Raw genomic sequence first — 25179 nt, forward strand, 5'->3', positions numbered from 1 at the left:
TTAGTTTTAATTATTAAAAATTAATTATTATGAAAACGGGAGCAGTATGAGTTTTAAATATGACAACGGGGATGAACTTTATTTACATAAAAATTAAACAAATATGGGAAATTTATGGCAGGAATATGTACAAAAAAAGACAACCCAAAAGTAAGCTTATGGGTTGTCTTAAAAATCGTTTTAAATAATTATAAAACTAATAGTTACACCAGCTCGCTAAGCATATCGGCATTGTATTCTACCAGCGGTTGATTATTACTAATTTTGCTTATGTAGTCTGGGTTTGCAATAAGTGGGCGACCAATGGCAATTAAGTCAAACTTAGCGTCGTTAATCGCCTCTTTTGCTGTTTCAAAACTATAGCTACCCACACCTACTAACGTACCTTTGTAGCCTGCGCGTAAAAACTCAGAGGTGTTTTTGCCTTCAAGCGAGTCAAAACGCATGCTGTCGTCAAAAATTCCACCATGTAAGTAAGCAAGATCTTTTGTGTCTAATTCAGCTAACAAATAATCAAATACGGCTTTGTCGCGGCTATCCTCGGTCATATTAAAATAAGCACCCGGCGTTACACGAATAGCGGTACGTTCGTTTCCAACGACAGCAATAACTGCGTCGGTTACTTCAAGCGCAAAACGCGCCATGTTCTCAGGCGTTTGGCCGTATTCATCATTGCGCTCATTTGCTGCATAATGTAAAAACTGATCAATTAAATAACCGTTAGCACCGTGAATTTCTATGCCATCGAAGCCTGCTTCTATTGCGTTTTCGGCTGCTTTTGCGTAATCGGCTACTAAGCTTTTAATATCATCTGTGGTTGCCGCTTTTGGCGTAATGTAAGTAAGCTCACGCATGCGCGGAACTGTCCCTTCTACACCAATTGCTGATGGCGCAAGTACATCGCCATCAAAAAAGTGTGGGTGAGCAACACGGCCAACATGCCAAAGCTGGGCAAATATTTTGCCGCCATTGGTATGTACTGCGTCGGTTACTTTTTTCCAGCCCTGAATTTGCTCACTAGTAAATAAACCCGGCGTATTAGGATAGCCTTGCGCGTCTGGGCGAATAATTGTCGCTTCGCTAATAATTAACCCTGTATCTGCACGGCGCGCGTAGTAGTCAACCATAGCTTGGGTTGGCACTAGGTTATCATCAGCCATACTGCGCGTTAACGGCGCCATTAATACGCGGTTTTTAAGCTCAATTGTGCTGTTTAATTTATACGGGGCAAGTAAATCAATCGACATTGTGGATCCTTTGTGTGGGAATGGCTAAGCACTAAATGCTCAACCTAAATAGCAAGTATGGTGTGTAAATGCGGCCATTTGGTAAACATTCAAGGGTATTTTTGAATGAACGCTCAAATTAATAATAAAACTTATACTTACAGAGCCGTAAATTAGATCTATATAGGGTAAATTAAATAATAACTTTTCACCACACTGTCATATAACTCGATATACTTACACTTAATACCAAGCCATAAACTTAGAGTAAGCAAATTATGACAACAGCAAATAACACAGAACAACACGACGTAATTTTAGGCCTTGGTGCCAAAAAACGACTCGCTTTTATGTTTGAAACCACACAGCAATTTAAACAAGTATGGATTTTAAACGATGACGATGGCTGCGTTATGCTCACCAACGAAGATGACGACTGCGTACCCGTATGGCCAACTCGCGAATTTGCACAAGCATGGGCCACTGGCGAATGGGAAGGTTGTACGCCTAAAGCTATTCCCACACAAGATTGGATAAACCGCTGGACACCCGGCTTAGAAGACGACGACTTACTTATTGCCGTTTTTCCAACCGAAGACGACGACGGCACTATACTGTTTCCGGATGAGTTTGATACACAATTAAAAATGCCAAAGAAAAAGTATTAAGCACTTTCCCTCAAAACAGTAAAGCCATGCTCACAATAATGGTTTTACTGTTTTATACAGCCCCTTTGCAATTGCGGCCCTTATTAAATCCTCGCTTTATATTACTAAGCTATAAATTTCCGTCCAATTAAATCGCCCGCTAAATAGCATAATATTGTAACTATTAATGACCAACACGCCCTAAATATTAAAATAAAATATACATTTTAAATAATTATTAACTATATTTTTAAATACAATAAATTATGGTTTTTTAATAGCAAACTTTTAGCTAAATAACGCCGGCAAAACGATTGAAAGCAATAGGAAAATGGTTTTTCAGGCGTATAATCCACACACTTTTATACCCTAGGGTCAAATTATGTTTACACTCCGTCACATTACTATTTTAAGCGCTATCTTAGCGCTATTTGCTTGCTCTGAGCCAGTACCTGAACCAGCTAAACAAACAACCGCTAAAACCACTGCTGTTGAAAAAGCAACCAGCCAAAATACAGCTAACGCCACTGTAAAAGCAGTAGCCGAACCACTATCAGATATACAAAAAGCGCTAAGCAATGCGCCAGTAATTACTAACCTATCAGCAAGCCACCCAAACACCTTATCAACGCCAAACATTAACGATTTAGATAATAGCCCTGAATCTGATTTAATTCGTTACGGGCGTTTATTAGTTATCGATACCTACCGCCAATTACCCGAAAACGTTAATAACAAACTAAACTGTAGTTCTTGCCACCTAAACGAAGGCCGCGTAGCTAACGCAGCCCCTTATGTAGGTATGAACGTAGTTTATCCTAAGTTTCGTAGCCGTAATGCTAAAATAAACACTATTGAAGATCGTATTAATGGCTGTTTTCAACGCTCAATGAACGGCCAACCATTAATAACCGACTCTACACAAATGCAAGCTATGGTCAGCTACATGAACTTTTTATCGCAAGATATAAAAACGAAAGATGACTTAAAAGGTAATAATGGTTTTGTAGCAATTAACAAAGACCTAGAGCCAAACGCAGAAAATGGTAAAACACTGTATGCACTGCACTGTGCAAGCTGCCATCAAATGGACGCCAAAGGTTTATACCCTAGTGGCACTTATATGTTCCCAGCAGTAGCAGGCGACAACTCATTTAACGACGGCGCAGGTATGGCACGTACTTATACAGCCGCTGCATTTATAAAAGGCAACATGCCACTTGGCCAAGAAGGTATTTTAACTGACCAGGAAGCCGTTGATATAGCCTTTTACTTTAGCCACCTAGCACGCCCAGCATTTGCCGCTAAAGCAAACGATTGGCCTGAAGGTGGCGCACCAAAAGACGTACGCCGTTAATAGTATTAACTACGGTTAAATAATAAGACTTTAAAGCCAGTTGGATTAACCCGCTGGCTTTTTAATTGCCAGAAAAAACTTTTCGGCTTATAACTAACTGCTGAGTTTTTAAATTGATACTTTATCGGAATACAGGCGGTTCAGCCCCGTCGGTACGGGGAACACCATTCAACTATGACCACACCATTATCATCTGGCGGTTCAGCCCCGTGGGTACGGGGAACACAAATAAATGAAAGAAATTAGCCGCAACCCAAGCGGTTCAGCCCCGTGGGTACGGGGAACACCAAGGCGGTATTGATCACACTAACCGCATTGGCGGTTCAGCCCCGTGGGTACGGGGAACACTAACGCTACTTTAGCAGCAAACGGATCGGCCGCGGTTCAGCCCCGTGGGTACGGGGAACACAGAGTACGCCAGCCATACTGCCATTGTTAACGCGGTTCAGCCCCGTGGGTACGGGGAACACACACAAGCGAGCGAAGGCGACGTAAGTGTCTCCGGTTCAGCCCCGTGGGTACGGGGAACACTCAGATGAATTGATTGAAATGTCAATACAGGACGGTTCAGCCCCGTGGGTACGGGGAACACCTGGCTAAACGTGCCAGTAACAATAAGCAAAGCGGTTCAGCCCCGTGGGTACGGGGAACACTGTTGAATGTACAAAGCTAACCCCATAATTAGCGGTTCAGCCCCGTGGGTACGGGGAACACTACGTGTGTGCCCTGCCAGGCTCAGGTAAAACCGGTTCAGCCCCGTGGGTACGGGGAACACCTGTACGTGCTAAATGCTGGCTCTGCATCGGGCGGTTCAGCCCCGTGGGTACGGGGAACACTGCTTTTGTTCTTTCACCAACACCCCATATATCGGTTCAGCCCCGTGGGTACGGGGAACACGTTAATACCAAAGTAACCTTGCTGTAGCTCGGCGGTTCAGCCCCGTGGGTACGGGGAACACTAGTCACTTTATTAAGAAAGGTGATGAATTAACGGTTCAGCCCCGTGGGTACGGGGAACACTCGTCAGCACTAGTATCAACCAAATTATAGGGCGGTTCAGCCCCGTGGGTACGGGGAACACTCATGTCGTCGATTAGCGTTTGCGCATCGGGGCGGTTCAGCCCCGTGGGTACGGGGAACACGCGCTAGCGGCTATTCGGGCACTATAACCTCGCGGTTCAGCCCCGTGGGTACGGGGAACACCCCACTTATTGCTAATAAGTGTTACTTGGCCGCGGTTCAGCCCCGTGGGTACGGGGAACACTGATAGGTCAACTTTCATCGAGTCGGTCAAACCGGTTCAGCCCCGTGGGTACGGGGAACACACTCAACTTTAGGCTCTAACGTTTCATATTCGCGGTTCAGCCCCGTGGGTACGGGGAACACATTCGCCCAATGATGATATTCATCGTAAACAGCGGTTCAGCCCCGTGGGTACGGGGAACACCAACAAAGTAAACTTCGCACAACCTATACACTCGGTTCAGCCCCGTGGGTACGGGGAACACACTATTGATGGCTTGGGACTCATACGTAAATGCGGTTCAGCCCCGTGGGTACGGGGAACACACTCAACTTTAGGCTCTAACGTTTCATATTCGCGGTTCAGCCCCGTGGGTACGGGGAACACATTCGCCCAATGATGATATTCATCGTAAACAGCGGTTCAGCCCCGTGGGTACGGGGAACACCAACAAAGTAAACTTCGCACAACCTATACACTCGGTTCAGCCCCGTGGGTACGGGGAACACACTATTGATGGCTTGGGACTCATACGTAAATGCGGTTCAGCCCCGTGGGTACGGGGAACACAGTATGCATGCTGCGGCTATTGCTAATACCGTCGGTTCAGCCCCGTGGGTACGGGGAACACACACAAGCGAGCGAAGGCGACGTAAGTGTCTCCGGTTCAGCCCCGTGGGTACGGGGAACACACCACTATTCGACAAAACGTTTATTCACCACTCGGTTCAGCCCCGTGGGTACGGGGAACACGTTATCAGGGGAAAAATTAAGTTTATTGCCATCGGTTCAGCCCCGTGGGTACGGGGAACACCTGTTGAGGTTGGTTAAGCATTTTTAGCTATCCGGTTCAGCCCCGTGGGTACGGGGAACACCGCCTTGTTAAATGAGAGCATGGGAACCTCGCCGGTTCAGCCCCGTGGGTACGGGGAACACTCAGCATCAAAAGGTGAGCCGTAAACACCAAGCGGTTCAGCCCCGTGGGTACGGGGAACACGATAAATGGCACAAGTTTGGCACATGGCCACTCGGTTCAGCCCCGTGGGTACGGGGAACACAAAACAGCCAGCATCAAACAAATGCGCCAGATCGGTTCAGCCCCGTGGGTACGGGGAACACTTAACTCCACTGCACCCGACGGGCAATTCCATCGGTTCAGCCCCGTGGGTACGGGGAACACCGTGTTTTTACCACCACTCGCTGCCTCCACGGCGGTTCAGCCCCGTGGGTACGGGGAACACATATTCCTCATTTAATAAATTACTGCAACGCGCGGTTCAGCCCCGTGGGTACGGGGAACACAAATACCTACGTAAAAAAGGCATTAACAGCGGCGGTTCAGCCCCGTGGGTACGGGGAACACTCACTGTAACCGGCTGGGCCGATTGGGTTTGACGGTTCAGCCCCGTGGGTACGGGGAACACGCTGCCCCGCAATACGATGCAGTAATAATTGACGGTTCAGCCCCGTGGGTACGGGGAACACTAACTCGTACCGGCGGGCTATTAATTCCCACACGGTTCAGCCCCGTGGGTACGGGGAACACCATCATTAATGCGTGCAGGGCGGCGGTTGATGCGGTTCAGCCCCGTGGGTACGGGGAACACTAGTGAAGACAGTTTAATTAAACAAATAATCACGGTTCAGCCCCGTGGGTACGGGGAACACTGGTAGGTTTCCGTTTATGCAAGTACCACATGCGGTTCAGCCCCGTGGGTACGGGGAACACTTATTAATAAGTATTCTGGCTCGGTTGAGGGGCGGTTCAGCCCCGTGGGTACGGGGAACACTTATCGAACATATTTTTCATAACATGTGATCCCGGTTCAGCCCCGTGGGTACGGGGAACACCAAATAGACTCGTAAGCGACATGGAGGTAGCACGGTTCAGCCCCGTGGGTACGGGGAACACAAATTGGGCTGGTGGAAGGTTCAGGTAAAGAACGGTTCAGCCCCGTGGGTACGGGGAACACGACTTTTCAAACGTTCAAACATTCGCTCTTACCGGTTCAGCCCCGTGGGTACGGGGAACACGTCATAATGTGGCACTGAAATGTTAATGCTATCGGTTCAGCCCCGTGGGTACGGGGAACACAAATAATATTGCGGCCCAATAAGTAAATCTAACGGTTCAGCCCCGTGGGTACGGGGAACACTCTATAGTAGTTAGTCAGGACACGCATCTCAACGGTTCAGCCCCGTGGGTACGGGGAACACACATTGCATTGAAGTATACGGTTCACTTCTTCCGGTTCAGCCCCGTGGGTACGGGGAACACGTTTGCCCTGCGCCCATTACTAGCTGCGCTAATGGTTCAGCCCCGTGGGTACGGGGAACACACATGGGGTTATTGCTCAGCAGCTTTATAATACGGTTCAGCCCCGTGGGTACGGGGAACACTGACAGTCAAGGCAATAAGGGTAATAATCAGCCGGTTCAGCCCCGTGGGTACGGGGAACACGTATTTTCTGTCTTTCATTTTACACCCCATAACGGTTCAGCCCCGTGGGTACGGGGAACACGTCGAGCCAATGCGCACCGACAGAGGTCAGATGCGGTTCAGCCCCGTGGGTACGGGGAACACTACCGTTTTACAGGTAGTTTGGGTCATGCAAACGGTTCAGCCCCGTGGGTACGGGGAACACTTTAAGCCATTCGTACTGAGTCATGCCTGTATCGGTTCAGCCCCGTGGGTACGGGGAACACTCTAAGAGTATATGCTTGTTTTAATTAAATAAAAATAGCTAAGTAAAATCTACCAGATTTTTAAAGAGCAAAACAGTTATTTATCAGTCGGTATTTCTTGCGTAATTGGAGTGAACTTAACTAATCTTAAACCTTCTAAATCAATTGGCATTCGTGCATTTTTACCATAAGTAATAAAGTCAAAACCCGATTCCGTATTTGTACTCCACGCCATTACAACATTTCCTTGCTCTGCTAACTCTTGGACTTGATGCCAAATCATCTCTCGTATTTTTCTGCCAACATCGCCGACATAAACACCAGCTCGAATTTCTAATAGCCAAACAGCTAACCGCCCTCTTAATCTTGGCGGTACGGCTTCGGTTACTACAACACACATGCTCATAATCTATTCCTAACTTGAACGGTGACCTGAATCACCAATAGATTCTGGCTCTGGTAATGCCGGCGGCTGCGCATCATCATAAGGCTTAGGTGGAGTGATCTCTCCTGCATTTAGTACTTCTTCTATAAGAGGAATGAGCCGTTTGAGGGTTTTATCTTTTCTAAAAGCTTCACGGCACGCTATGCGAACTTCTCGATCGGGTTGTTTAGGCCGTTTGCTCGCAACTTTAAACGCCGCAGGCACAACCGTGTCAAATTTAATAAGGTCGGCAATATCATACACAAATGAAAGTGGCTTACCTGAGTGTAAAAAACCGATAGCAGGCGCATAACCAGCAGCTAATATCGCGGCCTCGGTTACGCCATATAAACATGAAGTGGCAGCACTTATACATTGATTTATTATATCTCCTGCTTGCCAGTCTTTTGGGTTGTAGCGCCTTCCCCGCCATTCAACATTATATTGTTTGGCGAGTAGCTCATAGGTTTTACGCACTCGTGCCCCTTCGATCCCGCGCAGCTGATCAACACTGCGTCGCTCTGGAGCTACTTCGTTAAAGCGCAGTTCAAACATTTTGCGAACCACTTTTAAGCGTAAACTTTCATCAAGTGCTAACTTGGCTTGATAAAGCAACTTATCTGAACGTGCGCCACCAGGCTGACCTACAGAATAGAGCCTGACACCGGCCTCTCCTACCCAAATTAGTAATGTGCCTGTTGTTGCTGCAAGTTTAACAGCAGCATGGCTTATGCGTGTACCAGGTTCGAGTAAAATACACACTACCGACCCTACTGGTATGTGCATTCGTTCGCCGTTCACTTCATCAATAACAACAAATGCACCATCGCGTACATCAATGCGCCCCATTGCAACAAATATCATAGAGTTACGATCTTTAATGGGTATTGGTTTTAAAGGGAGAAAGGTCATTATTTAGCATCTTTTTGAATTGTAGCCAGGGTTATCTTTGACTGTTGTTTAATAGAGTTACTGAGTATTCCCATTTGTTTAATTGCTAATTTATTTAGACTTTCAAGACGTTGAGCTTGATTAATCCCTTGCTCAATAAAATGAGCATTTAAACTTTCTAAATTAGCCAAACACACTAACTGATGAACATTAGCGTGATCGCGCATATTACCTTTTATTTTTGGGTTTTCACTGCGCCATTGCTTTGCGGTTGTACCAAATAGAGCAACATTTAAAAGATCAGCTTCGCTGGCATACATTTGAGCTACTTGAGATGAACTAACCGTATCTGGTATTAAGTTTTCTTTAATCGCGTCGGTATGAATTAAGTAATTTACTTTGGCTAGGTTTCGCTTTATATCCCAACCTAGCTGTTGTTGTTCTTGATCTTTTAAGCGTTGAAATTCTTTGATCAAATAAAGTTTAAACTCAACCGAAACCCAACTTGCAAATTCAAACGCGATATCTTTTTGCGCAAATGTACCGCCATAACGCCCTGCTTTTGAAATAATACCTATCGCATTAGTAGCACTTATCCATTGTTTAGCCGTGAGCGTAAAGCTATTTAACCCCGCTTCTTTTTTAAACCCGTCGAATTCGACGGGATTAAAATGAGGATTATTTAGTTGCTCCCAAATACCTAAAAATTCAATGGTGTTACGGTTACGCAGCCAGTTACGAATTAAATCATCAGTACGTGCCGTGCTTTTAAAACGCGCAATATCTGTAATATTAATATATTCAATATCACCTTGTTTTAAAGTAGAAATATCCTTTTCAAGTACCCTTAGTTTCGCAGCCATAACAAGTCCTATTAAATTTTAAGTTACATCAACTTTAGTTAGCTTTATAAAGTACATACTCACCTTTTACTAACGCTTTAAATAAAGGTAAATCATGCTGATATTTACGCTGTACTGATTTAAATATGGATTTTGCTTCAGTATTTAGCGCTGTGATCGCGTCTTTTCTTAATTGCGACGCTTCTTTTCTATCTACATCTAATAAAATTTGTTGAATAATTTGTTGCGCATTAGAGGTAAAGCGTTGCATTGCCTGCTCTTTAATTCCTCCTACAAAGTTTTTATCGTAACCAACTCCAAACATTTTATTAAACGATTGAGAAAGCTTATCTTTTTGCTCAAGCCCTGCATCTATAACTTGAGAGATACGCCTATTATTTTTTGATAGTGAAGAAGGCATAGAATACAAATCATAAACACGCCCGGTTATTGAACCTTGATCAGCAATATTACCGCCAATGAGTATATTCGCCTTTCCTCGCCCTAATTTATTTTGAAATTGATTAAAAATAAAAGCGGGTTTCACTATCGCTTTGTCAGTTTCCTTACCAACAATATAAGATGTTAACTCCTGCCAAGATTGCCAGTTTTGATCTCTTGCGCACACAGCATATGTTCCATCTTCTTTTTCCATTCTCGGCGTATAAGGGTGCAACCACCAACCAGCGCCATTATCACGTCCATTCTTCGTGGAGCCATATGTACCGGTAAACTTTATTCGCTGAAAATTTCTAGCTACTTTTTCTGTTTTAGAGCCGCAAATATGGCAGCATCCAGACTGCTCAACCATCTGAAAATCAATATAATATGCAAGTGCAAATAAACCTCTTTCTAACCCAATATTTTGTGCTTGGTAGACAGCTCCTGAAGGAGGTAAATCCCACATGTAGCGTGTTTCTGCTGTTTCATCTAGTGCTGAACATTCATCATAGAAATCAATCGCTACTGTATTTAATAATAAGGTTGCTTTGAGTGTATCGCCTGCGATTAAGGTAGTTATTGAACCACCGCCCCTTATACCTGTTGCTCCTGTTGGACCAAAACATTCACCTTTAATGTTCATGTGCAAATTGTAATTAAGAACATGAGTACAATCTGAACAAGATTGACTTACACTCTGTGGGTCTGAAAATAATCCTAAAGCATTTGCTGAACCACCACATTCAATTCCTGAAACTAATTTAGTAATTGGTCCATCAGCAATTTTTGAGTTGGCAGGAAATGGTAAACGCATAAAACGCGTCTCTTCAAACCATTCTACTTCTATCTCCTCAAGTGCTTTTTCATACTGTTCCGTCGTTAAACCATTCGCTAAATAGTCTTTCAACTCAGCGATTGTTGGCTTTAATACGACCGTTGTAAGCGACGCTAACATTTGCAGCATGGCTAACTGGGTTTCGTCAAAAAAGTACTGGAGTTGATAATCAGTATCTGAAGTTAAAACCTCTTTTAAAGAAACTTTACCAACGGTTGTAGAGATAAAAGGATCTTTAAGTAAGTTCATTCAATACCTCCTGATCTTTTTTAATCATTTGCCCACTAACAAATACTGTTCTCATTGCATATTTTCTAAAAATAGAGGTTAGTTTGTCTCGTACTTGCAACGTAGCGACATGGTTTTCACCTTGTATATCACTAAAAATTTGCCCGTTCTCACCATGCTCTTTTAAAGCAGTAGACGGATTAGTTTGATCCATCACTGTTTCAAACAAAGGTCGCGTCAACGGGCACGATTTTCTCCCTTGAAACAAAGTAAACTGTGGCGCTTTCACTGCATAAGTTAGCTGTTTAATTAACTGTTCACTGGCTGTAATAGCAAACGTATATTCACTATCACACCAGTATTCCCTGTAAGTAGGTTTAACGCCCTTTTGAATTTTTCCCTGTGGGCTGCGAAAATTTTGCACTGTGTGGTAGTCCATTATTTTTTCACCCGCATTATTAACTTGAACTGCCACCTGCACACTTTCAGATAATTCAAAAAGCCTACCTTGTTCTTTGCGCGTAATACCAACCGCGGCAGCAAGTAAACCAATAATCGCAGAACGTGTTGGAAAGTGATTAGCTCTGCGGTGAACATCAAAGGTTTGCAAGCCATATGCTGACAAACCTTCTGTTTTTAAAATTAACGTTTTCATAGTTAACGCCCTTTTGCATTCTGTAGCAATTTAGTGAATAACAGGTATTAAAATGTTAAATCGCTAATTTTATTCACCATTGTGATTTTTTCGCTCTGAGCGGTATTGGTCATATCGAATGCTTTAGCCTGAGACTCTAATTCATAACCATCAACTAGGTTTTCGTAATGCGTTACTAAACTTTGAATAGATGCTTCCATCACTTCTCCAGTATTGGGAATTGGCTTTCTAAAAGCATTCGCAAGGGATAATGGTTGGTTTGAGCAAGTACACAATACAAAATCAGCCTTATTATGAGCGGCAAACGTTTTTTGTTTAGCTGAAGGTGAAACCTGTGCAAAACAATTTATAATAGTGGTTACTATGCTGGTAGTTTCCTCAATTGATTTTTTAATATTTTCCGCTAGTAGGTCTACGTTAATTGATGCATAACGATAAAACACACCAGAGCTGAATTCATTTGTACCAATGTGCCCTGATCCTTGCTCTGCTAAGTCATCACACGCTGTAAACCAATCAACTTCAATATCTGCGCTGTGAGTAGTTAAACTGTGTGCTACGCTCATCGCCGCTTCTACATTGCGTTCTGGGCAACTTGCGTCCATTCGCCCTGATAATGCAACATCAATAGTGGGTAATTGCACAATTTTTTTAATTTCTTTTAGTTCTGTACCCGCTTGTACAATATGAATGGCTTCGCGTATAGCACCTAATGAATATGGCTGTACAGCATCAAAGTAACGACGTTTTTCTTTAGTGTCTTTATCTGTTTCTGTTTTTATTTTAGAACCCATATTTTCTAAAACATCTTCAATTGTTTTAGCATCAAATTCAGGTAGTTTTTCAATACAAAGCTTGAGTAGATCATCAAACCTGTTAGTTCTAATTGATAGCTCCTCTACATTACTTTTGTATAAGTCACTTTGGCGGATGGCACGTTTTAAACACTGGCTTGAAATTCTACTGCGTGTGGTTCCACCAAAGACGGCTGTTTTTTGTAAGCCAGAATCATCACGATTCATCATTGAAGAAGGATGTGATATTAATGCGTGAATATTGATAAAAGTAGTCATTGTAATTTCCTTAATTTTTATAAAATGAGTGTTACCAAACTAATCGTCAATTTGTGCCAAAATAAACTCTTTTAAAAGCTCGCGTCTTGCTTGCTCTCCCCAATATTGAGCTAACTTCCCTAAACTAGATAAACTTATATTTTCACACCGGATAAGTTGTCGTTTTAAGTATTCAATTGCATTATCACCACTGCGTGTAATTTGAATAATTTGCGTTTCTTTTACACCCGCTTTTAAAAGCGCAAGAGCGACCGAATCTGATTCTGGATCTGCTGTGACTTTAATAGATACGAGTAAAAATAAAATACGCTGCGTCTGCGCATTATCTTGTGCTCCTGAAAATTTTAAAACGCGAAAATATGCAGGACAATTAGCTAACTTTTTTAAGTTACAGCGCTTAAGTTCAGCCTGATCGCCTTTCGTTAAATTTAAGTAGGCTGTATATATTCTGTTGTACATAAGTATTCCTTAAATTAACTGGCTTTAGCCAAAGACAATAAACCTGCGCCGGCGTGTTTTTGTCGACCAATACCCATAATTAAAGCCTGATAAACTTGTTCTGCATTAGTAACTTGTAAAATCCCTTCAAAGCAAACATAACGGCTATTAAAGCTTTTTTTACTTTTCACTAATACGCTATCTATCGCGGTTACATTAACATTGGCACCCGATAACTTTTTATGCAGCCATTCTACTTGTAGGTCTTCATCATGAATTTCTACAACTCGCTTGCCTTGGCTAATGCACTTAGTTGGGTATGCTAATAACTTAAATTTATAAAACTCTTCATTGTTTAATTGAGGTGCGAACTCCTTGCTCTGTAATACCTTTGCACTATCACTACTTTTTGGTTGAGTACTTGACTGTAAGAGCACGGTTACCTGGCCTGAATCTGACTTATTTTCAACTCTAAATAAATGGTCACGTTTTCTATCTGGTGTTTTTGGAAATAAACTCCAAATTGCCTGATGTTGTAAATAACTATCGGCCGTATTTAATGCCACCATAGATATGAACATAGAGCCTCCTTTTTAAATTTATTGTTTTTTCAAATTAGGTAATACAACACCTAACTCGCCGTATTCAATGTCTTTGTTTACTACTGCTTTGATGCAATGAAAATCACTGTCTTGCTTGCCTTTAGCATACTTTTTAGCAATGGCAACGGTACTACGCTCTCTGTCTTGTTGTTCTTTATAGTCACCTCCATGTAATAACCCACCTTGCTCGTCAATAAGCACAACCGTTGCCGTCATTTCACCTTCGCGGGTTAATAATGCGCAACGAGGATCGACATCTGTTAACGGCTTTGAATCAAGTACACTGTACATTTTTGCTGTATAAGCTGAGCCTTCTTGCTCAATTTGGTACTTATCGTATAAGTTAGTTAGCTCTAACGCCTCATTTGGGTATGGTTGTTCAGCATGTACATATTCAATTGCCTGACGATAGCAATCTGGGAAAATTAAAGTGTCTGTTTGCTGCAAATACTGCTCGGTTCTAAAAAGCACTCGGATGTTTCTATACACAAAGCCACTACCCTGGTAATGACTGCTCCAATTACTAATCTTCTGGCTTGGTAATAAAGTAATAAATGTTGGCTTTTTTATTCTATTACAACGAGTGTGGAGTGACGTATTAATACGATTATGTCGCCACAACCTCCCCATACGCTGCATTAAAAACTCTATTGGGGCTATTTGACTAACCATAATGTCAAAATCTAAGTCAAGTGACTGCTCAACAACTTGAGTTGCAACTAAAATACGCCCTTTACGAGGTGCGTTTTTGCCATAAGTTTGTAGAACTTCATTTTCTATTTTTGCTCTATCTGCATAAGTGTAGCGTGCATGAAATAGATCAACTTCAATCTCCCTTTCTGCTGCTAAACGTTTCAATTGAGTATATAAGCCTTGTGCGTCCGCAACTGTATTACAAATAACACCAATAACGGCACCTGCTTTGGCATGCTCTAATAATGTTATTTGTTGCTCAGAGGAAGGCAATAAATCTTCTGAGAACCAATTTTCAATCGTTATATATTTCTTTTTATCAGATGATTCCAGTGAGTATTCTTGGGTGTTACCGTCTAAATCAACATGCGTTACGAGTGGATACGCATTGCTTTTTGCTCTACCTGCATAAGGTTTTAGTAATTTATTTTTTAACGATAAAGATAACGTAGCTGATAATAAAATAACGTTAGAAAATGCTTGATGTTGCCCCTTAATAACTTTATCAATCAGTGCATACATGTATGCATCAAAACTATGAATTTCATCAAGAATTAATACTGATTTTCGTGTACCAAACGAACGTATAAACTGATGTTTTATGCCTAAAACACCCATTAAAATCTGATCGACTGTTGCTACCGACATAGAACCCAAAAAAGCGCGTTTATTTGATTGATGTAAAAAGCCATTTTCATCTGGGAATAAATACTTTGATTTACCATGAGCGAGGGTAAGTGTGCTATCCGGAAAAAGTTTAAAGGCGGCTTCGCCAATCCGATCAAATAATCCATTTGCCGTTGCTTGTGTAGGAAGCCCAAAAACAATACCATCAGCTATCTTTTGCTCAATTAACATTGAAGCATAAGCCAATGCAAACTCAGTTTTACCTGATCCCGTATCAGACTCAACCACCGTTAAGCCTGTTTTTAAAGGTAGTTTAGCTAGTAAGGTTTGAATTCCTCGAGGTTGATATGGGGTAAATAAAAAGTCAAAGCCTGAACCGTTAATCTTGTTTAGCACACCTGATTCAAGTAATGCGTCTTTTGCTCTTGGCAGTGCTTTTTTATAATACTTTTTTATGTTAAGCGTTTGATCTTTAGTGAAATTGGTTATAGAAGAGCCAATCCAATCAGCTACACTGCACAGACCAGCAAGCATTGGAATATCGCCAACATCAGGAATTGCGGTTAAACCTGTAAACGTGAGACAAAAATCAATCCAATCTTGCCGCGCTTGTTTATCAAGCTCTACTAATTCTTCATCCGCGTCTGGGTCAATTAAATTACGATCAATTGATGCGTCGCAAAAACCGTGATGTCCAGCAACCGCTTTCATTGCTTCATTATGTCCATATTGCTGAATAAAGTGCAGGTAACCATGCGACCCATGGGCATACTTTTCTGGCTCAACTTCGAATTCATTGCCTTGTAATTCTATTCTTATTTCTTCAGCAAAATTTTGAAAGCGAGCATCAAATTTACCTAAGTCATGGAGTAAAACATAAAATAATACGATTGCTTTAGCTTCAGATTGGGAGCAATTAATTTGTTGCGCGATTTGTTTTAAAATGACACTTGATTCATCTAGCCATATATCGACTACCGCTGCCACATCCAAACAGTGATAAACCAGCAAGTGATAATCAGCGCCGTTTTGCAGCGGATCTCGCTTTGCTTTTCCCCAGTATTTAAAATAACTTGGTATACCCATTATATTTTCCCTTCCTTGTTATTTATTTTTGTTTACCCTACTGCTTGCTAGGTTTATGAGCAACACTGTACGTTTATCACCTGTCGTATTTTTAGGCAGGTTTTTTAATAACTTAAACCGTTAGCTTGCTCTTTAAAGTTATGGCATGTAAGGCTGTAACTCAGCTAAGCAATCTGGACTTAATATTATTTGCTGCGCGGCTGGGTTTGCTTGATAACTATCTACACGTAGTTGTTTTAAAAGATAAAGTAATAAGGCGGCACGTACTTGCAAGGTGCGTTTATAGAGTCCATTAGGTTGTAAAGTCATTTGGTGATCGAGAGCAATAATATGCGCTTTATTTGGAGTTAACCGTGGGTCGGGCTCTATACTCACATTGAGTATTGTTTGCCATAATGTGTCGTGATGTTGAGCAAATAATGCATCGCCTTCAATCTCACAATCGCCATTAAAACGGGTTAATACAAAATCGCGAAAGTCGCGGTTTTTTTCACAATAGGCGCGCACATGCCAGCGGCTGCCGTCAAAAACAAGGTTATGCGGGCTAATTATGCGCGACTCAAACTCGGGGCTCGATAACGACACATACCCTACATCAATGCGTTGTTTATACTTTAGCGCCTGTAAAATTCCCATTACCTTGCTGGGCTGTACCGGCACGAGTGGCGATGCCATGCTGGTAAAATGGTTTAATGCGTGGCTTTGCATACTTTGTGCTGTGATATTTAAATAGCTGCCTAAGTCACTTAAACCCTGAGTGGGTGTAAACTTCGCGGTTTGCTCATACCCTTTTTTGGAAGCGTTATAAACTAATGAATGAGGGTAACATTGAAGGTAATCTTGAATATATTTAGATGCACTTGAACGACTAATATTAAAATGCTGTTGCAGGTGATTAGTGGTCAGCCGCCCTTCCCAAAAAATAATAAGTTCTATGAAATAAAAACGTTGAACGACGTCGTAGCTTAGTTGCAGGCTCATGCTTTTCCTTAGCTGAAGATTCCTACTTACAAAGTATCAAAATAAATTATTATTGCAACTCTAAGCCAAGCCTGTGTGCTGTATTAATTCTTTTTTTGGTATACCTGAGCGTGGATCATTTCTCTGGGTATACTATCAGGTATACTAAAAACCTTAGCTTGGGTGAAACAGCATGGGACGAGGTGAAACGCCAAGCCATTGATTTATATTTATTACAGGCACAAAAAAGGACGTCATAAGACGTCCTGATATTGAATAATGGTGGAGGGAGAGGGATTCGAACCCTCGTTAGGGATTAACCTAAACACACTTTCCAGGCGTGCGCCTTCAGCCACTCAGCCATCCCTCCACGGCGTTGCTACATACTAGGTAGTGCAACAAGCGCGCTATAGTATGAAATAGCCGCCATAGGTGCAAGGCATTTTTAGTTTTGAGCTTTTAACTGCTCACTTATCATTCATATTTTTTATGCTGTGCACAAAAAACGGCTATGCGGGTGGCATAACCGTTTTTTAAGCGTTAACTTAACGTGCGTTTTTATATTCGTTAATTTTACTTTGCCATTGTGGCGGTAAAGTCGAGCATGCGGTTAAGTGATTTAAGTGCGCCTTCGCGTAAGTCCATGTCAACAAAAACTTCTTTACCTTTGGGGTCTATCAGAGCTTCTTCAATCGCTTTTAAGCCGTTCATTGCCATCCAAGGGCAATGCGCACATGTTTTACATGAAGCGCCTTCACCGGCAGTTGGAGCGGCGAAGAATTCTTTGTCTGGGCATAGTTGCTGCATTTTATAAAAAATACCGCGGTCAGTTGCTACAATAAACTTTTTGTTGCTCATTGTTTGCGCTGCTTTTATTAACTGGCTGGTTGAACCAACTGCATCAGCAAGGGCAACAATTTCCTCTGGCGACTCTGGGTGTACGAGTACGCCCGCATCTGGGTGCAGCGCTTTCATGTCTTTTAGAGCTTTAGTTTTAAACTCGTCATGAACGATACATGCACCATTCCACATGATCATATCAGCGCCGGTATTCTTTTGAATATAGCTACCTAGGTGCTTGTCTGGGCCCCAAATTATTTTTTCACCTAGTTCATCTAAGTGCTCAACAATTTCCAGTGCACACGATGAGGTTACAATCCAATCTGCACGCGCTTTTACTGCGGTAGAAGTATTTGCATACACTACTACTGTGCGGTCGGGGTGCTGATCGCAAAACGCTGAGAATTCATCTACCGGGCAACCTATGTCTAACGAACAAGTCGCTTCGAGCGTTGGCATAACCACGGTTTTGTTAGGCGTTAATATTTTTGCGGTTTCACCCATAAAACGCACACCCGCTACAATGATCATGTCGGCATCGTGGCGTGTACCAAAACGCGCCATTTCTAGCGAGTCGGCAACGCAGCCGCCGGTTTCTTCGGCTAGTGCTTGTATTTCAGGATCGGTATAGTAATGGGCAACTAATACGGCATTTTTTTCTTGCAGTAGTTGCTTTATACGTGCTTTGTATTCGCCTTGTTCGTTTTGTGTTAACGGTGCTGGCTTAGGAGGGAAAATATAGCCTTCAGGCATAATAGTTTGAGCTAGACTCATGTTCTCGACCACTTCATCTATATTGCATTAATTACGATGAATTATACGAGAATATAAAGCTAAATAACAGCTATCTGCTCAAGGTGTTTATAAATAAAAAGTTGAAGTTTTAAAAAGACGCTATTAAGAAGGGATTGTCTAAAAATGGTGGGGCATGATGGATTTGAACCATCGACCAATTGATTAAAAGTCAACTGCTCTACCAACTGAGCTAATGCCCCCCTTTGATAACTAATTAGCAAGGCTTGCTAGTTAGTTGATTGCGTAAATCCGCCGACTAATACTTTACTTTCACTGCTCATAGAATGGTGGGGCATGATGGATTTGAACCATCGACCAATTGATTAAAAGTCAACTGCTCTACCAACTGAGCTAATGCCCCGCTCTATGCACTTAATTTAATTAAGCTTACGTAAATCCGCCGACTCCAGCCATTCTTAAATATAAAGAATGGTGGGGCATGATGGATTTGAACCATCGACCAATTGATTAAAAGTCAACTGCTCTACCAACTGAGCTAATGCCCCGCTCTGGGTACTTAATTTAATAATTAATTAAGCTTACGTAAATCCGCCGATAATAGACCATTATTACTATAAATATAATGGTGGGTCATGATGGATTTGAACCATCGACCAATTGATTAAAAGTCAACTGCTCTACCAACTGAGCTAATGACCCGCTCTATTTTTGTCGCATTTCGAGTGGGGTAACCATTCGTTTGCTGCGGGCGCTTATAATACTTATTTATAAAATGAGTGCAACCGAAATTGTCTCTTTTTTTAAGTTTTTATGCTTAGCTGAACAATTTTAGACCGCTTATGACAAAAAGCAGCCTAATCAAGTCTCTTGTATTAATTTTATAAGCGCTTTGTGGCCAATTTTGCAGCAGTGGTACTTGGATACTGATTAATTAAATCGTTCAGTATTTTTTGCGCTTCGGCTGCTAAATTTTGCTCTTGTAGCAAAGTGCCTAACTTTAACATGGCATCTGGGCGCTTATTTGAATTTGGAAATTCATTAACCACCACTTTAAAATGCTCCGTTGCTTTAGCTGGGTTATTTTTTATCGTGAGCAGCTGCCCAAGCCAATAATGTGCATTTGATGCATACACAGAATTTGGGTAGGTAGTTAAAAAAGTTTGAAACTCTGGGATCGCCTGATCATAGCGTTTATCTTTCATTATTAACGCAACAGCACGCTCGTATGCTTCGTTTTCAGATAAATCGGCACTGTATGTCTGAGTATCGCTTGCTTGCGTGTGATCAACTCCAGGCGCTGTGACAGCCGGTTGACTATAAGCTTGGCTTACGCGGTTTTCAATTTCTTGATAAAGCTCGCGCTGACGCTGCAGCACTTTTTCTAGCTTATAACTTTGCTCTTCGGTTACACCACGAATTTGGCTCACTTCATCTTGCAATAAATTAAGCTGTTGCTGTAACTCAACTTGTAAAAAGTTACGTTGTTGCATCATGTTCTCTAACGACGCTAAACGCTTTTCAATACTCGATTGTGAACTTGCAGCTTCTGAAACAGGAGCGGGAGCAGCCATTAACTGGGTGCTCCCGCTCAATATCATGGCTGCCAAAATAATTTTCGGCTTCATAATATCTCTTATCTTAGTAAACTAGTACCGCACGGCGGTTTTTAGCGAAAGCTGATTCAGTGCGAGATTTAACCATAGGTTTCTCTTCACCGTAGCTTACCACTGACATTTGGCTTGCAGAAACACCTAAGCTTTGTAGGTATTTTTCAACTGCTTGGCCACGGTGCTCACCTAGTGCAATATTGTACTCTGGCGTACCGCGCTCATCTGCGTGGCCTTCAATAAGTACTTTAACAGATGAGTTTTGAACTAAAAACTCAGCGTGTGCGCGTAATAAATCAGCGTACTTGCCTTCAACTGTCGCTTTATCAAAATCAAAGTAAATTACTTGCTCTTGACGAAGTGCTTCGTATTTTTGACGAAGTTGCTCTTCTGCACGTTGCTCTGGCGAAATTGTCGCTACTTCAACTGTGTCAGTATTTGTTGATTGCTCAACCATACCTTGATTTGATTGGTTAGCTGCGCCTTCATCTATATCTGAAGATGAGCTACAAGCTGCTAAAGCCATTACTGGCACAGCAATTAGCAGGCCTTTAAGTATTTTATTAAGTTGCATTGAGTAGATTCCTATTTTGAGTAAACCAGCAATTATTACTGTAAATATGGCGACCAAGCTGGCGCCTTTACTTGTCCGTCTAGCACAGGTAACCGTGCTTTAAAGCGACCGTCCATCGATACCAGCGCAAGTACCTGTTTATTATTATGAAGCGTGCTATATATAATCATCGAGCCATTTGGCGCTATACTCGGTGATTCATCAAGGCGAGTTCGTGTTAATACTTGAAACGCACCTGTAGCCAGCTCTTTTTTAGCAAGATGGTACTGCCCGTTGGTACGGTTAACCATCACTAATTCTTTGCCATCGGGTGTTATTGAACCTGCTAGGTTCATATCACCGTCAAAGCTTAATCTTTGTGTTCTGCCAGTTTTTAAATTTAACTTATAAATCTGGGCATTACCACCCCTTTCAGATGTAAATACAATATCTTGGCCATTAGGATGCCACGATGGCTCTGTATCTATACTGCGATGACGAGTAAGACGCGTTTCTTTGCGTGTTACTAAGTCTAGTAAATAAACTTCGGTTGCACCGGTTTTATCTTTTGAAAGTACTAATAGTAACTTTTTACCATCGGGCGAAAACTGCGGTGCACCGTTAATACCAGGGTAACTAGTAACCAATTCACGTTTACCTGAGTATAGGTCTTGAATGTAAATTTGGCTCTGACGATTTTCAAACGTTACATAGGCTAACTTAGTGCCATCGGGCGACCATGCTGGCGACATTAACGGCTCTTTAGAGCGCAGTAATACTTGCTCATTAAAACCATCGTAATCAGAAACTACCAGTTGATAAGGTCTGTCGTCATTATCGCGTACTATAACATAGGCTATTTTAGTTAAAAATGCGCCTTTTTCACCGGTTAGCTTTTCGTAAATCACATCACTTATACGGTGTGAATAACGACGAAAGCCGGTGTCGCTAATAATACTTTCACGTGCTTCTAAAATATGGTCTTGGTTTTTAATCAATTTACCGTTAGTCATCATTTGCGTTTGACCACCGGTAATTTGCCCACGAATAACATCAACCAGTTCATAACGCACCAAGTAGCGGCCATTAGATTGCTGCTCAACTTCGCCAACTAATATCGCCTCTACTCCTTTGTTTACCCAAGAAGCATAGTTAATATCGCTATCTTTACTTGGCTGTTGCGGCATTTGTGCTACATCTACAGGCTTAAATTTACCACTGCGCATTAAATCTGCAGCAATAACTTCGCTGATTTTTTGTGGAATAGGGCCAATACCTTGATACTTAAATGGCACAATAGCAATTGGTCGTGCGCCATCTATACCCTCTGTTATTACAATTTCCAGAGCTGCATTTGCAACGCCCTGAAAACCCAATAATAAAATTAAACAGGCTACTTTTACTTTGCTGAACATATCATTCCTTTAAAATTCTGGCTTGATTGTTAAATTTATATTCTTAAGTTGGTCGAATACGTCTTTATCTTTTGATACCGGTAATGTGTCGGCCATACGCACCGCTCTTAATGCAGCTTCACACACTAATCTATCGCCGCCTAATGAAGTCACTTGCGTTACTAAGCCATTAAAGCCTAAACGAATGTTAACTCGGCACTGCTGATTTTTCATTTTTTCGTCAATAAGTAAGTTTTGCTGTATACGTGCCATTATTAATGCACGGTACTTATCTACTTCACTCACTACTTGTTGTTGGCGTATTTTACTGCGGGCAGCCTGCTCTTTAGCAAGTTGCTCTTGTAACATTTGCTCTTGCATTGCTTGCTCACGCTTACGTTCGGCTTCTGCTTCGCGTTTTTTGCGTTCAGCTTGTGCTTTTTTAAGCGCATCTTCCTCAGCTTTGCGTTTATCAGCGGCAGCCTTTGCAGCGTTTTCAGACTCTTGCTTTTGCTTTTCGGCTTGCTTAGCTTTAGCACGCTCTTGCTGCTCTATGGCACGTGCTTTTTTAGCTTGTGCTTGCGCCTCTGCCGTTTCTTTCTCTTTGGCTTTACGCTGTTGCTCTAACTTTTTAATTTGTCGTGCTTCTGATTCTCGCTCTTTGCGCGCATTACTAGCTCTGCGCTCTAAATCGCGAATACGTTTGTCTTCAGCTCGCTTTTGATCGTCTTCTTTTTTTCTAAGTTGCGCAATTTTTTGCTCAACCTGTTTTTGATCAACCGTTACCGCAGACACCGCTTTATCTACATCGGGAATAGCCGAATTAAGTGTAACTTCCATTACCTTAGGCGCTGGCGGATGAATATTTGCGGTGGCATACAAAAACCCACCTAATGCCACATGTAAAAGTACTGATTTAATTAATGGTGTTTGCATAAGGCTACTTCGTCCCCTCAAAGGATTCTGTCATTAACCCTACCGATGGCACGCCTGCTCTTTTTAAAAAGTCCATTAATAGTAATACTTCTTGATATGACACTTTGCCCGAGCCTTTTATCATTACAGGTACATCTGGATTTTTCATCAGCTGTAACTTAATTACGGCAGCTACATCTAGCGCTTCCATTGGCTCTTCAGGGTCGGTGCCTACGCTTACATAGTATCGGCCATCAGCATCTATAGAGGCAATAATAGGTGGCGTATCTTTAGTATCAACTAAGTCTGACTCTTCCATTTTTGGTAAGTCAACTTTAACACCGTGAGTAATGAGAGGTGCTGTAGCCATAAATATAATTAGTAGTACCAACATTACATCAATGTAAGGCACTACATTAATTTCTGCGACCGGACGGCGCTTTTTACGCTGATACATTCGCTTGGGCCTCTATTTGAGTAGCTGCTTGACGGTGTAGGATATTAGCAAACTCTTCCATAAAGTTAATGTAATGCGTTTCTAATTTTTCAACTTTATTAGCAAAACGGTTATAAGCAATAACAGCTGGAATAGCTGCAAATAAACCCATTGCAGTAGCAATCAACGCTTCAGCAATACCTGGTGCTACCATTTGTAGCGTAGCTTGCTTAACTTCGCCCAGTGCAATAAAGGCATTCATTATGCCCCATACTGTACCAAACAAGCCTATATATGGACTAATTGAGCCCACGGTTGCTAAAAATGACAAACTTGATTCTAATTTTTCTACCTCACGCGAAAGCGCCACGCGCATGGAGCGATGTGTGCCTTCCATAACAATGCCAGCACTTTGAAATGTATTTTTTTTATGACGTGCAAACTCTTTAAAGCCAGCGGTAAATAATGCTTCTATACCTTTTGATTGCCCACTACGTGATGAAATTTCGCTATACAGCTTACTTAAATCAATTCCAGACCAAAACTTTTGTTCGAACTTTTTGGCATTGCTTAAAGCGTCTGAGATTGCTTTTTTACGCTGAAAAATAATAGCCCACGACATTACCGACATCGCTACTAACGCTAGCATCACTAGTTGCACAAGCAAACTTGCTTCTAGAATTAGATCTAAAAAATTAAGCCCTGATCCCACGTTAAACTCCTAAAAAATTAAAAACACATCAAATTGATTTATTTGGATAATATGACCTTACACCAGAACTACAAAGGGTAAGCGTCTAAAATTGTAGCTAGTGTATATAGTGTATTTCCCGCTTACAACGATCTTGCTATGAATAGACAACAAAAAACGTTAAAAAATTCTTTTATTTTTATTAAACCGTAAAATAACCCGTTTATTATAATTGCGTAATTAATATTAGTGTTTATTAATGCGCTATTATAAAGGTAACACTCAGTTAAATTAGCTGTTTATTCAAAATATAAGCATAAGCACGCAAAACAACCTAAGGTTTACTTTAACGTAATAGTAAAACTAATACCGAAATTTACTGCAAAATACAATATAAGCAAATAATTTCATAAAGTTATAATGTTAACGATTAATTAACGTGCAATAATTGAACATTCATAAAAAGCATTCAGATTAGTTTTTTTTATCTGAAATTATAAATTTTCTAGTTTGAACAAAAAACAACTCTTCGGTATTATTACCTCATACCGAACTAACGCATTAAATGAAAGTTTTCATTGCACCCAGTTCTTCGTAATATGACATTTCATCGTATTACATTGTTTTACTTTTTTAGGATAAAACCTAAGTAAGTAAAATAGAGTTCCCAAGATTACTTCCTTCAACTTGTTGTTTGCCCGCATTATTTGCGGGCTTTTTTTTGCCCATAAATAATCTTCATAACATTAATACCTAGGTATTAAGTTAGCATCACAACTTTAGCGTTTATAACAATTGCATAAAGCCTAAGCTAGTGCGCCACAGCAAACCACCTATTAGTTAACACCAGCAATATAACGCAGGCACAATAACCTTGATTGACTTAACGCATCGTGAATTATTGCTAAATTTAAGTACGCATACCAACCACATTAAAACTCACCAAGTATAGCGCCAATAACGTGCCTATAGAATGAATATAACGGCAGCGCAAAGCAACATAAAACACGGCTAAGCATAAACTAAAAAGCCATT

At 41.6% G+C, this 25179-nt stretch carries 20 protein-coding genes, 5 tRNA genes and 1 CRISPR repeat array; of the genes, 2 read left to right on the forward strand and 23 right to left on the reverse strand.

The features are described 5' to 3' along the window. Positions 1-203 precede the first annotated feature (203 nt). Complete coding sequence (locus tag J5X91_RS01335; protein WP_011328537.1) at positions 204-1247, reverse strand: alkene reductase; 1044 nt, start codon at positions 1245-1247, stop codon at positions 204-206. A gap of 257 nt (positions 1248-1504) precedes the next feature. Between J5X91_RS01335 and J5X91_RS01340 the strand changes: the two genes are divergently transcribed. Both J5X91_RS01340 and J5X91_RS01345 read left to right on the forward strand, forming a co-directional pair. Then, entirely contained in the window at positions 1505-1894 is a 390-nt protein-coding gene (locus tag J5X91_RS01340; RefSeq protein WP_011328538.1) for a DUF2750 domain-containing protein, read from the forward strand. A 361-nt stretch (positions 1895-2255) separates the two neighbouring features. Next, positions 2256-3230 carry a c-type cytochrome gene (locus tag J5X91_RS01345; protein WP_208833905.1) on the forward strand — a complete coding sequence of 325 codons (975 nt, stop codon included), beginning with the start codon at positions 2256-2258 and terminating at the stop codon, positions 3228-3230. Positions 3231-3366: 136 nt separating this feature from the next. After that, positions 3367-7178: a CRISPR direct-repeat array (repeat unit 29 nt; unit sequence CGGTTCAGCCCCGTGGGTACGGGGAACAC). A 76-nt stretch (positions 7179-7254) separates the two neighbouring features. Here J5X91_RS01345 and cas2e read toward each other — a convergent pair. The 22 genes from cas2e to tolQ all read right to left on the reverse strand — a co-directional run bounded on the left by cas2e (position 7255) and on the right by tolQ (position 24165). After that, entirely contained in the window at positions 7255-7563 is a 309-nt protein-coding gene (gene cas2e / locus J5X91_RS01350) for a type I-E CRISPR-associated endoribonuclease Cas2e (protein WP_086994878.1), read from the reverse strand. 9 nt (positions 7564-7572) lie between these two features. Continuing rightward, positions 7573-8493 (reverse strand): type I-E CRISPR-associated endonuclease Cas1e, encoded by a 921-nt coding sequence (gene cas1e / locus J5X91_RS01355; protein WP_208833906.1) that lies wholly within the window; start codon positions 8491-8493, stop codon positions 7573-7575. After that, a complete protein-coding gene (locus J5X91_RS01360; protein WP_086996213.1) occupies positions 8493-9335 on the reverse strand; it encodes a KilA-N domain-containing protein in 843 nt (280 codons plus the stop codon). Before J5X91_RS01360 ends, cas1e begins: the two co-directional genes overlap by 1 nt. A 34-nt stretch (positions 9336-9369) precedes the next feature. Further along, a complete protein-coding gene (locus J5X91_RS01365; protein WP_208833907.1) occupies positions 9370-10839 on the reverse strand; it encodes a type I-E CRISPR-associated protein Cse1/CasA in 1470 nt (489 codons plus the stop codon). Then, positions 10826-11473, reverse strand: a complete 648-nt coding sequence (gene cas5e, locus J5X91_RS01370; protein WP_208833908.1) for a type I-E CRISPR-associated protein Cas5/CasD — start codon at positions 11471-11473, stop codon at positions 10826-10828. The genes J5X91_RS01365 and cas5e overlap by 14 nt, the downstream gene beginning before the upstream one ends. 47 nt (positions 11474-11520) lie before the next feature. Beyond that, complete coding sequence (gene cas7e / locus J5X91_RS01375) at positions 11521-12546, reverse strand: type I-E CRISPR-associated protein Cas7/Cse4/CasC (RefSeq protein WP_086996204.1); 1026 nt, start codon at positions 12544-12546, stop codon at positions 11521-11523. A gap of 39 nt (positions 12547-12585) precedes the next feature. After that, positions 12586-13005: a type I-E CRISPR-associated protein Cse2/CasB gene (locus J5X91_RS01380; protein ID WP_086996202.1), complete on the reverse strand. Its 420-nt coding sequence runs from the start codon at positions 13003-13005 to the stop codon at positions 12586-12588. A 14-nt stretch (positions 13006-13019) separates the two neighbouring features. After that, entirely contained in the window at positions 13020-13565 is a 546-nt protein-coding gene (cas6e, locus tag J5X91_RS01385; RefSeq protein WP_086996199.1) for a type I-E CRISPR-associated protein Cas6/Cse3/CasE, read from the reverse strand. An 18-nt stretch (positions 13566-13583) separates the two neighbouring features. Then, positions 13584-15992: a CRISPR-associated helicase/endonuclease Cas3 gene (gene cas3, locus J5X91_RS01390; protein WP_208833909.1), complete on the reverse strand. Its 2409-nt coding sequence runs from the start codon at positions 15990-15992 to the stop codon at positions 13584-13586. 138 nt (positions 15993-16130) lie between these two features. Further along, positions 16131-16973: a WYL domain-containing protein gene (locus J5X91_RS01395; RefSeq protein ID WP_208833910.1), complete on the reverse strand. Its 843-nt coding sequence runs from the start codon at positions 16971-16973 to the stop codon at positions 16131-16133. 259 nt (positions 16974-17232) lie between these two features. Continuing rightward, positions 17233-17322: transfer RNA gene (locus tag J5X91_RS01400), tRNA-Ser, on the reverse strand. Between the two features lie 203 nt (positions 17323-17525). Further along, entirely contained in the window at positions 17526-18566 is a 1041-nt protein-coding gene (gene nadA / locus J5X91_RS01405) for a quinolinate synthase NadA (RefSeq protein ID WP_058373665.1), read from the reverse strand. 145 nt (positions 18567-18711) lie between these two features. Further along, positions 18712-18787, reverse strand: a tRNA-Lys gene (locus J5X91_RS01410). Between the two features lie 85 nt (positions 18788-18872). Further along, positions 18873-18948: transfer RNA gene (locus tag J5X91_RS01415), tRNA-Lys, on the reverse strand. A gap of 69 nt (positions 18949-19017) precedes the next feature. Further along, positions 19018-19093: transfer RNA gene (locus tag J5X91_RS01420), tRNA-Lys, on the reverse strand. 78 nt (positions 19094-19171) lie between these two features. Beyond that, positions 19172-19247 (reverse strand) — tRNA-Lys (locus J5X91_RS01425). A 179-nt stretch (positions 19248-19426) separates the two neighbouring features. Continuing rightward, a complete protein-coding gene (gene ybgF / locus J5X91_RS01430) occupies positions 19427-20173 on the reverse strand; it encodes a tol-pal system protein YbgF (RefSeq protein WP_208833911.1) in 747 nt (248 codons plus the stop codon). A gap of 13 nt (positions 20174-20186) precedes the next feature. Then, entirely contained in the window at positions 20187-20729 is a 543-nt protein-coding gene (gene pal, locus J5X91_RS01435; protein ID WP_011328542.1) for a peptidoglycan-associated lipoprotein Pal, read from the reverse strand. Between the two features lie 35 nt (positions 20730-20764). After that, positions 20765-22123, reverse strand: coding sequence for a Tol-Pal system beta propeller repeat protein TolB (gene tolB / locus J5X91_RS01440; RefSeq protein WP_208833912.1), 1359 nt, complete (start codon positions 22121-22123; stop codon positions 20765-20767). A 9-nt stretch (positions 22124-22132) separates the two neighbouring features. Then, positions 22133-23038 (reverse strand): cell envelope integrity protein TolA, encoded by a 906-nt coding sequence (gene tolA / locus J5X91_RS01445; protein WP_011328544.1) that lies wholly within the window; start codon positions 23036-23038, stop codon positions 22133-22135. Between the two features lie 4 nt (positions 23039-23042). Then, on the reverse strand, positions 23043-23474 hold the full coding sequence (tolR, locus tag J5X91_RS01450; RefSeq protein WP_041454479.1) for a protein TolR: 432 nt from the start codon (positions 23472-23474) through the stop codon (positions 23043-23045). Further along, positions 23461-24165: a protein TolQ gene (tolQ, locus tag J5X91_RS01455; protein ID WP_041454480.1), complete on the reverse strand. Its 705-nt coding sequence runs from the start codon at positions 24163-24165 to the stop codon at positions 23461-23463. Before tolQ ends, tolR begins: the two co-directional genes overlap by 14 nt. Positions 24166-25179 lie beyond the last annotated feature (1014 nt).

This window comes from Pseudoalteromonas sp. K222D (assembly GCF_017653575.1).
In the GTDB taxonomy this organism is placed as follows: Bacteria; Pseudomonadota; Gammaproteobacteria; order Enterobacterales; family Alteromonadaceae; genus Pseudoalteromonas; species Pseudoalteromonas nigrifaciens.

What these genes read in the sequence shown, in the direction of transcription:
- cas1e (WP_208833906.1), bottom strand. Translation starts at nt 8,493, where the DNA reads ATGACCTTTCTCCCTTTAAAACCAATACCCATTAAAGATCGTAACTCT.
- cas7e (WP_086996204.1), bottom strand. Translation starts at nt 12,546, where the DNA reads ATGACTACTTTTATCAATATTCACGCATTAATATCACATCCTTCTTCA.
- J5X91_RS01395 (WP_208833910.1), bottom strand. Translation starts at nt 16,973, where the DNA reads ATGAGCCTGCAACTAAGCTACGACGTCGTTCAACGTTTTTATTTCATA.
- J5X91_RS01365 (WP_208833907.1), bottom strand. Translation starts at nt 10,839, where the DNA reads ATGAACTTACTTAAAGATCCTTTTATCTCTACAACCGTTGGTAAAGTT.
- cas3 (WP_208833909.1), bottom strand. Translation starts at nt 15,992, where the DNA reads ATGGGTATACCAAGTTATTTTAAATACTGGGGAAAAGCAAAGCGAGAT.
- tolB (WP_208833912.1), bottom strand. Translation starts at nt 22,123, where the DNA reads ATGTTCAGCAAAGTAAAAGTAGCCTGTTTAATTTTATTATTGGGTTTT.
- tolR (WP_041454479.1), bottom strand. Translation starts at nt 23,474, where the DNA reads ATGTATCAGCGTAAAAAGCGCCGTCCGGTCGCAGAAATTAATGTAGTG.
- J5X91_RS01340 (WP_011328538.1), top strand. Translation starts at nt 1,505, where the DNA reads ATGACAACAGCAAATAACACAGAACAACACGACGTAATTTTAGGCCTT.
- pal (WP_011328542.1), bottom strand. Translation starts at nt 20,729, where the DNA reads ATGCAACTTAATAAAATACTTAAAGGCCTGCTAATTGCTGTGCCAGTA.
- J5X91_RS01360 (WP_086996213.1), bottom strand. Translation starts at nt 9,335, where the DNA reads ATGGCTGCGAAACTAAGGGTACTTGAAAAGGATATTTCTACTTTAAAA.
- J5X91_RS01345 (WP_208833905.1), top strand. Translation starts at nt 2,256, where the DNA reads ATGTTTACACTCCGTCACATTACTATTTTAAGCGCTATCTTAGCGCTA.
- cas6e (WP_086996199.1), bottom strand. Translation starts at nt 13,565, where the DNA reads ATGTTCATATCTATGGTGGCATTAAATACGGCCGATAGTTATTTACAA.
- cas5e (WP_208833908.1), bottom strand. Translation starts at nt 11,473, where the DNA reads ATGAAAACGTTAATTTTAAAAACAGAAGGTTTGTCAGCATATGGCTTG.
- J5X91_RS01380 (WP_086996202.1), bottom strand. Translation starts at nt 13,005, where the DNA reads ATGTACAACAGAATATATACAGCCTACTTAAATTTAACGAAAGGCGAT.
- nadA (WP_058373665.1), bottom strand. Translation starts at nt 18,566, where the DNA reads ATGAGTCTAGCTCAAACTATTATGCCTGAAGGCTATATTTTCCCTCCT.
- cas2e (WP_086994878.1), bottom strand. Translation starts at nt 7,563, where the DNA reads ATGAGCATGTGTGTTGTAGTAACCGAAGCCGTACCGCCAAGATTAAGA.
- tolA (WP_011328544.1), bottom strand. Translation starts at nt 23,038, where the DNA reads ATGCAAACACCATTAATTAAATCAGTACTTTTACATGTGGCATTAGGT.
- ybgF (WP_208833911.1), bottom strand. Translation starts at nt 20,173, where the DNA reads ATGAAGCCGAAAATTATTTTGGCAGCCATGATATTGAGCGGGAGCACC.
- J5X91_RS01335 (WP_011328537.1), bottom strand. Translation starts at nt 1,247, where the DNA reads ATGTCGATTGATTTACTTGCCCCGTATAAATTAAACAGCACAATTGAG.